At 39.0% G+C, this 9,566-nt stretch carries 8 protein-coding genes; 2 read left to right on the plus strand and 6 right to left on the minus strand.

Features of this window, described 5'->3' with window-relative positions:
- A partial coding sequence (locus tag Q1K78_RS16070) for a S16 family serine protease (RefSeq protein ID WP_300181184.1) occupies window positions 1-1,194 on the plus strand: 1,194 nt, incomplete at its 5' end.
- Window positions 1,195-1,259: 65 nt separating this feature from the next.
- The gene (gene fabA, locus Q1K78_RS16075; RefSeq protein ID WP_065591117.1) at window positions 1,260-1,778 is read left to right on the plus strand and encodes a bifunctional 3-hydroxydecanoyl-ACP dehydratase/trans-2-decenoyl-ACP isomerase; all 519 of its coding nucleotides are present in this window, start codon (window positions 1,260-1,262) and stop codon (window positions 1,776-1,778) included.
- A 183-nt stretch (window positions 1,779-1,961) separates the two neighbouring features.
- Here the strand turns inward: fabA and rmf are convergent, their stop codons facing one another.
- The 6 genes from rmf to Q1K78_RS16105 form a co-directional block, all read right to left on the minus strand.
- Window positions 1,962-2,138 carry a ribosome modulation factor gene (gene rmf / locus Q1K78_RS16080; RefSeq protein ID WP_300181195.1) on the minus strand — a complete coding sequence of 59 codons (177 nt, stop codon included), beginning with the start codon at window positions 2,136-2,138 and terminating at the stop codon, window positions 1,962-1,964.
- Between the two features lie 198 nt (window positions 2,139-2,336).
- Window positions 2,337-4,016 (minus strand): DUF3466 family protein, encoded by a 1,680-nt coding sequence (locus Q1K78_RS16085; protein WP_300181198.1) that lies wholly within the window; start codon window positions 4,014-4,016, stop codon window positions 2,337-2,339.
- Window positions 4,017-4,024: 8 nt separating this feature from the next.
- Complete coding sequence (locus tag Q1K78_RS16090) at window positions 4,025-5,938, minus strand: ABC transporter ATP-binding protein (RefSeq protein ID WP_300181201.1); 1,914 nt, start codon at window positions 5,936-5,938, stop codon at window positions 4,025-4,027.
- The gene (locus Q1K78_RS16095) at window positions 5,919-6,161 is read right to left on the minus strand and encodes a glutaredoxin family protein (protein WP_300181204.1); all 243 of its coding nucleotides are present in this window, start codon (window positions 6,159-6,161) and stop codon (window positions 5,919-5,921) included. Before Q1K78_RS16095 ends, Q1K78_RS16090 begins: the two co-directional genes overlap by 20 nt.
- A 5-nt stretch (window positions 6,162-6,166) precedes the next feature.
- The gene (gene rlmKL, locus Q1K78_RS16100; RefSeq protein WP_300181207.1) at window positions 6,167-8,284 is read right to left on the minus strand and encodes a bifunctional 23S rRNA (guanine(2069)-N(7))-methyltransferase RlmK/23S rRNA (guanine(2445)-N(2))-methyltransferase RlmL; all 2,118 of its coding nucleotides are present in this window, start codon (window positions 8,282-8,284) and stop codon (window positions 6,167-6,169) included.
- A gap of 546 nt (window positions 8,285-8,830) precedes the next feature.
- Window positions 8,831-9,370, minus strand: coding sequence for a cell division protein ZapC (locus Q1K78_RS16105; protein ID WP_300181210.1), 540 nt, complete (start codon window positions 9,368-9,370; stop codon window positions 8,831-8,833).
- Window positions 9,371-9,566: the final 196 nt, after the last annotated feature.

Below are 9,566 nucleotides of genomic sequence, written 5' to 3' on the forward strand. Positions count from 1 at the left end.
CCAATGCAAAAAACACATTATCTAACTGCTGATGTGAAGTTAGTCATTGTAAGTGACCGTGCCTTACTCGGTGAAATCGAACAATTAGAACCTGATTTATTAGCGGGTATGTCTATGTTTGGTGAATATGAGTTTGATACAGAATTATCAAGTGACAGTGTAACTAGTTACCTACATCTAATTAGTTCGCTCTCAAATCAGAAGAAGCATTTACCGCTAGAGAATGGATTAGCCTTACTGCCATTGCTTAAATTAGGCGCTCGAGAATGTGAAGATCAAACTCGACTGAATTTATGTTTATTGTGGTTAAACTCCATCCTTGCCCACGCTTCTTCGGCATCTGTTTCTAAAACACATATTAGTGCTGAAGACTTTACTCAATCTTTTAAGGCTAAATATCATATTGAGTCTTACCTACCTTCTCGCGCATTGGATGATATTTTAGAACAAAATATATTCATTGAAACTGATGGTGAAAAAGTTGGTCAAATTAATGGATTAACCGTCGTATCAGTTCCTGGGCACCCTATTTCTTATGGTGAACCATCACGTATTTCTTGTGTAGTTCATGCTGGTGATGGCGAGTTATCAGATGTAGAACGTAAGGTGGAATTAGGTGGAGATCTGCATGCTAAAGGTATGTTGATCATGCAAGCTTATATTCTTAGCCAATTAAATGCTCACGAGCCACTTCCATTTACAGCATCAATGGTATTTGAACAGTCTTATTGTGAAGTTGATGGCGATAGTGCAAGTCTTGCTGAGCTATGTGCATTTTTAAGCGCCCTTGCAATTAAACCTATTAATCAAAGCTTCGCTATTACCGGTTCTGTAGACCAATTCGGTATGGTTCAACCCATTGGCGGAGTAAATGAGAAAATTGAAGCCTTCTTCCAGCTGTGTGAAAAACGCGGGTTAACTGGTGAGCAAGGTGTTATTATCCCAGAAACAAATGGAATTAATCTTGTATTGTCAGACGATGTAATTCGAGCTGTTGAAGATAAACAGTTTACAATTCATGGTATTAGTCATGTAGATCAAGCAATTGAACTATTAACTGGCTTACCATTACATTCTGAAGAACATGAATCGATTCTCTCTTTAATAGCTCAACATATTGAAGATGTTGAGCATAATCCGAGTCAGTGTTCTGCTCTATTATGTCGTATCAAGAACTGGTTTAACCAGCGCTGATCCGACTTGATAAGCGTACAAGTGTTCGCTAGAATCACAGCAACTTATTTAGGAGTAATACTTTAATGCAAAACAAACCTAGTTCATATAATCGTGAAGATTTACTAGCATCAAGCCGTGGTGAATTATTTGGTCCAAACGGTCCACAACTGCCTGCTCCAAACATGTTAATGATGGATCGCATCCCTCTTATGTCTGAAACTGAAGGCCTATTTGGTAAAGGTAAAGTGATTGCTGAACTAGATATTACTCCAGACCTTTGGTTTTTTGACTGTCACTTCCCTGGTGATCCAGTAATGCCTGGTTGTCTTGGCCTTGATGCTATGTGGCAACTTGTTGGTTTCTTCCTTGGTTGGATTGGTGGCGAAGGCAAAGGTCGCGCTCTAGGTGTGGGTGAAGTTAAATTTACTGGTCAAGTTCTACCTACTGCTAAAAAAGTAACGTATGAAATTGATTTCAAGCGTGTTATTAACCGTAAATTAGTAATGGGCCTAGCTGATGGTCGCGTTCTAGTTGATGGTAAAGAAATCTACGTTGCTAAAGACCTTAAAGTAGGTCTTTTCCAAGATACATCAAAATTCTAATTAAAGAATTCTATTGATTGATAAAGCTAGCCTTGTGCTGGCTTTATTTTTACACAAATACCTAAAGTTATAGTGCGTTATCTTGTGTGAATATACTTCACTATCATCTTTACTTGTTCTTCGACTTTACGCTAGATAAAATTAAAGCCTCACTAGGAGGCTTTAATTTGAAATTCTACTTAATTATTTAAACAAACCGGAATGTTTGTCGTCTCTTGCGTCGCGCCAACCACCAAGCCAACATGAACGAGCATCCATTGATTGATGATATGGGCAGTTCTCTGATGAACGGCCATTTAACCCTGCTTTATAACCTTGTGATTGTGCTCGTTCTAAACGGTCACGCTTTTGTCTCTTCATAGTTCAGTCCTCATAGATGGAAGGCGTATTGCTTCAATAAATATACTACTTTACTATTTTTACCCTTTTCCGTTAGGGTTCATCACGAACACTTCATGATGACAATATTAAGAATCGGACAGTTTGAGTCTTTTTTCAAGTATAAAAAAAGCCCGAAGTCTCAGTTTGTGACTTCGGGCTTACTCTTATAAATTGTTCTTATTTAATTCGCTTTCGCATGAAACCAAATAAGCCAAGTAATGTCAGAGCACCAAATCCGAATGAACCGCCCTGACGTTCTGTCGTGTTATTTTCATAACCACGCGTTTTAATATCACCTGATGTAGAGCCTGCAATTGGGACTAACTTAACAGCAACAATCGTTTCATCGGCATTACCATCACCACAATAAGAATCATGAGCCGTTGAGTCATATCCACCGCTACACTTAGTCGCAGTTGCAGAGATAACACCCGCATCATTAATGTCTGATGCATCATAGATTCGGTATTGGTTATTGTTATCTGTTGTTCCAGATACTTTACCATCATTGGTTAAGTCATCAAAAAGCCAAGCTTTATTTTGGAATATATCCCCACGAGCAAGTTCTGTTGGCTTGTAAGGATAAATAAACGCACGTTGACGACGTTGTTTACCATCATATTCACGATGGGTTTGAGCATCGACACGACCAACAATTTCATTAAAATTATTAATGCCACCCATTTCGCCACCAGCGCCATTAAAGAAAATTCCACCAGAAAAGTATGTCGCACTTGGTGAAGCAATCGACGCATTAGGAACTACAAATAAACGATTTGCTGCAGCGCCATTTTGTGGGTAGCTACCAGAACGTTTTGTTTGCCCAACAGCGACCAAATTTTTGTTTATATTTGTTACGACAGAATTTGAGTTAACATAATCGCCACTGATCTCTACTTGAGCATTAGAAACCGTATTAGAATCCCAATTACTCACAGTAATATCAGAGCCCGCAACCTTTTGTTTAAAAATTGTAGCTTGCATTAAACGAGAGTCACCATCAGCAGTACTATTATACCCTACGATATAAATGCGACTAGAATCATTAGTATCAATGATTAAATCGCGAGCACTACCTTGAGTATAAACATCATTCCCACTGCCATTATCCGTTGTATTTTCCCAATTAAGTTCTACAGGTGCAGCAGAACCATTCCATATTGCTGCTTTAGAAAAATTATTTAAATAGCTACTACCAGATGAAACACTACCAACTGTATACGTGCCTTCTTTAGCCCATGCTCTAGATTGTAGCCCTGTTCCATTAGCTAAATCCACAGCCACAGAGTTAAATGCTTGATTTCGAGTTGCTGATGAGAGGTAATTACCTACAGGCTCAGTTGCTGAGACTAAACTATTAATTATTACGTTAATACCAGAGGCTTTAAAAGCCGTCTTCTCAATAAAGGAAGCCGAGTTATTAGGAGGCGTTGAACCCCCATTTAATTCTTTACTCCAACCACTCCATTGTGTTGAAGCCCAGTATTCACAGGTAGAATAACCTAACTGATTATAGCAATAATCTTCAAAACCATCATAACCATCTTCGATGTAGTCAAATGTATTATCAATGGCAAAAGTAACCTCTTCACGGTATGAAAAGCCTTCAGCCCAATTGCGAGTTTCATTCGCAACAGCAAAACTATCACATGCTTTTCCACCAACCGTTATTCCACCAAAACACCCTAAAGGCTCTGTTAATGGATTAAGTATAATTGGTTCAACCGCTGTTCCATAATACTCAGTACTTCCAGAAGAATCTGCATTTACTTCCACCACTTTATAAAGCGCCGCTTGCGCAGGAAGCGCAGCGGACACCAAAACAGCTAATGTGGTTAATTGTAATTTACTACTCATTTAACTTCCTATTGTAGAGCTTCAAGTTCTTCCCAACGCTCGAATGCGACTTCCAATGCTTTTTCTGCTTGAGTTAATCCTTCTAAAACAGCTTCTGTCGTTTTAGGATCTTGTTGGAAGAACGCCGCGTCGTTCACTTTTTCTTGAAATTCTGTAATTTCATTTTCTAATCTTTCTAATGTTTCAGGAAGCAATTCAAGCTCACGCTGTAACTTATAAGATAATTTCTTTGGCTTCGCCGCTAGTTCTGCATTTTGAGTTTTCGCAGCAACTAGTTCAACCTTCTCTTTTACTTTTGGAGCCATTGCATCACGACTTGCTTGTACATTAGCACGTTGACGTTGAGCATCGTGATAGCCACCTACGAATTCTTCGATCTGGCCCTCACCTTCAAAAATCCAACTGGTCATTACTGTGTTATCAACAAACTGACGATCGTGACTAACAAGTAATAACGTACCCTCATAGTTGGCAAGTAATTCTTCTAAAAGTTCCAATGTTTCGATATCTAAATCATTGGTTGGTTCATCGAGAATTAATAAATTGTTTGGACGAAGGAATAAACGCGCAAGTAACAAACGGTTTTTCTCACCACCAGACAACGCTTTAACAGGCTGACGAGCTCGTTTTGGAGAGAATAAGAAATCTTGTAAGTAGCTCAAAGCATGACGCTCACGGCCATTTACTGTTACTTCTTGCTTACCATCTGCCAAGTTATCGATAACCGTTTTTTCTGGGTCTAACGCTTCACGATATTGGTCAAAGTACGCGACTTCAAGTTTTGTACCGCAATACAATTTACCTGAATCTGGCTGTAATTGGTCAAGCATAAGTTTAAGTAAGGTACTCTTACCACAACCATTCGCACCAATTAAGGCAATGCGATCACCACGCATAACATTGAAGCTGAAGTTCTTAACAATGTTTTTACCATCAATTGAGTAATGAAGGTTCTCGGCTTCAAATACAATTTTACCTGAACGATTACCACCATCCACTTGAATATTAGCTTTTCCTACCACTTCACGACGATCTGAACGCTCACGACGTAATTGTTTTAAAGCACGAACACGCCCTTCATTTCGAGTACGACGCGCTTTAACACCTTCACGGATCCACGCTTCTTCTTGAGCAAGTACTTTATCAAACTGTGCATTTTGATCGGCTTCTACACGTAGGGCTTCTTCTTTAGCCAATAAATATTCTTCATAGTTACCAGGATAAGAAGATAATTTACCACGGTCTAAATCAATAATACGTGTTGCCATTGATTGAATGAATGCACGGTCATGCGAGATAAAGATGATTGAACCTTTAAAGTCTTTTAAGAACGTTTCAAGCCATTCAATCGTCGTTACATCTAAATGGTTCGTCGGTTCATCAAGAAGCAATACATCAGGATCAGAAACCAATGCACGAGCCAATGCCGCTTTACGCTGCCAACCACCCGATAAATCGGTTAATAGCATAGCACCGTCAAGTTTTAGCGATTCTAAAACAGATTGAATGCGGGTATCAAAATGCCATGCATTAAGGTTATCAATCTGCTCTTGCGCTCTCGCCAATTTATTAATGTTTGATTCACTTGGATCAGTCGCCAATAAATCTAAGATATGGTGATACTCTTTTAAGTATTTACCCGCTTCTGCTAAACCTTCTGATACATAATCAAATACAGTACCCGTTTCATTACGCGGTGGATCTTGCTCTAAACGAGAAACCACCACATCTTGATTAATTTGAAGTTTGCCGTCATCCATAATGATGTCACCAGCAATAACTTTCATCAACGTTGATTTACCTGCACCATTACGGCCAACCAAACACACACGCTCATTTTCTTGTAGAGCAAAATCAGATTTATCTAGTAGCGGATGATCACCAAACGCTAATTGACCGTTATTAATTGTAAGTAATGCCATTGTCTTCTAACCAATTCTTTAGTTGTGATATATCGAAGGGCCAATTCAGCTCAGATAAGCAATTAGCCACAACAGGTATTGTGACACCGTAACGAGAAAATAATACATCATCAAATGCAATATCTACGGTATCCACTTGTTCCATATTTACACCCACCTCAACGAGTAAATCAAACGCTTGCTCGCATAGGTGGCAGCCTTCCGTGCTGTAGAGAGTAATCATTATCTCTAGTCTTCCTTGTGAGTAATAATCCAGCAGTTATGAATATGCTTATTACGAGCAAAATCTAACGGCAATGTTTGTTTTGAAATGTTCTTAGCTTGAAGGCCTGCTTTCTCTAACGCTTCGTCATCCATTTTAAAGTTACGTTTGTTGTTAGAGAATACGACCGTTCCGTCTTTACGTAACATACGCTTTAGATTCTGAAGTAACATGATGTGATCACGTTGAACATCAAACGTCTGTTCCATACGCTTAGAGTTCGAGAACGTTGGTGGGTCGATAAATATTAAATCAAACTCACCGTCAGCTTGTTGTAGCCATTGCAGACAATCTGCTTGTAAGAACTGATGCTGAGTCCCTGTTTGATCATTGGTATTCATGTTCTTCTGAGCCCACTCTAAGTAGGTACGAGACATATCAATGGTCATTGTAGACTTAGCGCCACCACAAGCGGCGTGAACAGTAGCAGAACCGGTGTAAGCAAATAGGTTTAGGAAATCTTTTCCTGCTGCCATTTCACCGATCATCTTACGTGTTAATTTATGATCTAAGAATAAACCTGTATCTAGGTAATCTTGTAAGTTAACAATCAGTTTTACGCCGTATTCATTCACATCAAAAGAGCGAGATTTCTCAGCCAGTTTTTGATATTGATTTTTACCTGATTGCTTTTGACGAACTTTCAAAATAACGTTATTAGTTTCAACGCCAGTCACTAATACCGTTGCACGGATCATATCCGTTAAGCGACGACGAGCTTTGTCTTCTGAAATTTCTTTTGGTGCCGCATACTCTTGAATGATGATGTAATCTTTATACACATCGATCGCTGCATTGTAATCAGGTAAGTCAGCATCATAAATACGGTAACAATCTAATTTCTCTTTATGTGCCCATTTACCAATCTTAGACAAATTCTTTTTAAGACGGTTCATGAATTCAGGAGCAACTTCAACGTTCGCCGCGTCTTTACGTTCAGCTGAATCGCTAATTGAATAGTTTTTTTGAACACAAGGTAATGCACCATTGTTCAGTTTAAATTGCTTATCAGCACGCATACGTATACACGCAAGTAAATCATCGTTACTTGAATAGATTGATGCAGTACAACCACCAAACTGTTCTTTAAGTTGACGACCAAATTCACTGTACAATGCAATCAATGCTGGCTCTGTACTTAAACGCTCACCATAAGGAGGGTTACAAATAATAACGCCATTCTCAAATGCTTCTGGACGTTCAATCTTAGTTGCATCACCAACATCAAACGTAATTAAATCTTCAACACCAGCGCGACGAGCATTATCACGAGCGGTTTGAATTACACGATAATCACGATCAAAACCGTAAAAATGCGTATCTACTTTCTTAACACCACGGCGACTCTTAACTCGAGCTTCTGAACGGATCTCAGTCCATAACTCTTCATCAAAATCATTCAGAGCTTCAAAACACCATTTTTCACGCTTAACACCTGGTGCCATTTCACACGCCATTAGGGCAGCTTCAATCAGTAACGTACCTGAACCACACATTGGGTCTAATAGCGGTTTGCTTTCATCCCATGTACTACGAAGTACCAGGGCAGCAGCTAATGTTTCACGAAGTGGTGCTCGACCTGCTTCAGTACGGTAGCCACGTTGATGTAAACCTGAGCCGATTAAGTCAAAACCAAGAATCCCTTTCTCGCCAGATAAACGCATATGCACGCGTAAATCAGGTTCTGCTTTATCAATATTTGGACGATCTAAATCCGCCTTGGTGAAACGGTCAACAATCGCATCTTTTACTTTCAATGCACCGTATTGGCTATTGCGAATCTCACGGTTTGTACCATTAAAATCCACCACCAATGTTTTATCTGCACTGAAGTAACTAGGCCAATTAATTGCAGAAGCACCTAGATACAGGTCCATATCATCACGAACATCAAATTCAGAAAGAACTTGAACAAAACGTGAAGCAATACGGCTCCATAAACAGCAACGATAAACAACCTCGGTTGGAGCTTCAAACATAACCCCTGCGTAAACTAATTTTGGGTTAGTAACACCAAGTGCAATAAGTTCGTCAGCAAGTAGGTTTTCAAGGCCTTTAGAAGTAATGGCTAAGTATTTTTTCATGGGATTCTTTTGGTTATTAAATTACCTCGCATTATACATGAATCTTACTGAAAGAGGACAAATAGATTGTAGATAAACACCAAACCTGCATGCTCATTTATTTCTTTTAAAACAAAGATTTATTATCAACAAGTTCATTTTCCGTTAAACATTGTTTCTCGATGGAATCATAAAACGAGACTATGCGGCGCGATAACTTTGGACTACTCCAGCGTAAGTTTTCAGCTGTAAGTTTCTTACATTTCATAATAAATGAGGAATCGAATGGGTCAATGCGGTTCTATAGCATGGTAAATATAAGGAATTAACATGAGGCTTTTTTATACTTCTTGGCTCGAGATCTCATTTTTAGGAGGCTGGAATTCAATCAATTGACTTATTGTAGGGGGATTTTTTAAAAAATAGAGACGTAGTAACGCCTAATAAGCCATTGCGATGAACGTTAGAATACAATTTAAAGGAGAGTTAAAGCTTGGAGTGTAACGAAGAGGGATAAATATCAACAATGAAATGAAGGTAGCAATAGTGAAGGTCTTTATCGGCTAACTACCCTACTAAGGCGTAATAAGAAGAGTTTACGACCTGCATCTTTGCCATGCGGTCATGCATGACTTTAATTGGTTCACAAAATGCCATGTATTTAATAGGACTTAACGCAAAGGAGCCCATATCCACTAGCATGCACATACTGGCGCACTCATAGTTCTCTACAATAATAAAATGTCCTTCCCCTAAATCATTTTTAAGAGAAACAATTTCACCTTCTTCTGGTAAATGCCCTTCACCTTGAGGTTCAAAAAACCAACTTTTAGGCAGCATTGGCTTATGAAAGCGTTTAGCAGCCACGCAGTTAAGCGCAAGCTCTACTTTACGAGGCTCAGATAGCGGAAGAAAAGAAATGTGCTCTACGAACATCTGGTAAGCAGATGCATCATCAACAGAGAATTTACACTCATCAAAAGCACTATCAATAAGTACTTTATAAGGCAAGTTAACACGAAATACCATGTCCTCACCTAAATCGAGCATTAGAGATTGTGCTTTATTGTCGTAATACCAATTCCATGTATCACTGGGTTTAAGCATTATCATTTCTCTCTGAAAAAATGGGAAGAGTCCCTTCGATAGCCAATCACCAATTACTGCAAATTATGCTGAAAATTCATACCTGTTTTCAGTCAAAAATAATACTGGTGCGATTGACCGTTAATTTTACAATAGCTTAGCAATAAAAAAAGGGGAAATTTGCATTCCCCCTTCCGTTCGAACAGTCTGTAAGCAA

Source organism: uncultured Aliivibrio sp., assembly GCF_946479765.1.
In the GTDB taxonomy this organism is placed as follows: domain Bacteria; phylum Pseudomonadota; class Gammaproteobacteria; order Enterobacterales; family Vibrionaceae; genus Aliivibrio.

Excerpts from the sequence above, each read along its gene's own strand:
- rlmKL (WP_300181207.1), bottom strand. The coding sequence starts at position 8,284 with ATGAAAAAATACTTAGCCATTACTTCTAAAGGCCTTGAAAACCTACTT.
- rmf (WP_300181195.1), bottom strand. The coding sequence starts at position 2,138 with ATGAAGAGACAAAAGCGTGACCGTTTAGAACGAGCACAATCACAAGGT.
- fabA (WP_065591117.1), top strand. The coding sequence starts at position 1,260 with ATGCAAAACAAACCTAGTTCATATAATCGTGAAGATTTACTAGCATCA.
- Q1K78_RS16095 (WP_300181204.1), bottom strand. The coding sequence starts at position 6,161 with ATGATTACTCTCTACAGCACGGAAGGCTGCCACCTATGCGAGCAAGCG.
- Q1K78_RS16090 (WP_300181201.1), bottom strand. The coding sequence starts at position 5,938 with ATGGCATTACTTACAATTAATAACGGTCAATTAGCGTTTGGTGATCAT.
- Q1K78_RS16105 (WP_300181210.1), bottom strand. The coding sequence starts at position 9,370 with ATGCTTAAACCCAGTGATACATGGAATTGGTATTACGACAATAAAGCA.
- Q1K78_RS16085 (WP_300181198.1), bottom strand. The coding sequence starts at position 4,016 with ATGAGTAGTAAATTACAATTAACCACATTAGCTGTTTTGGTGTCCGCT.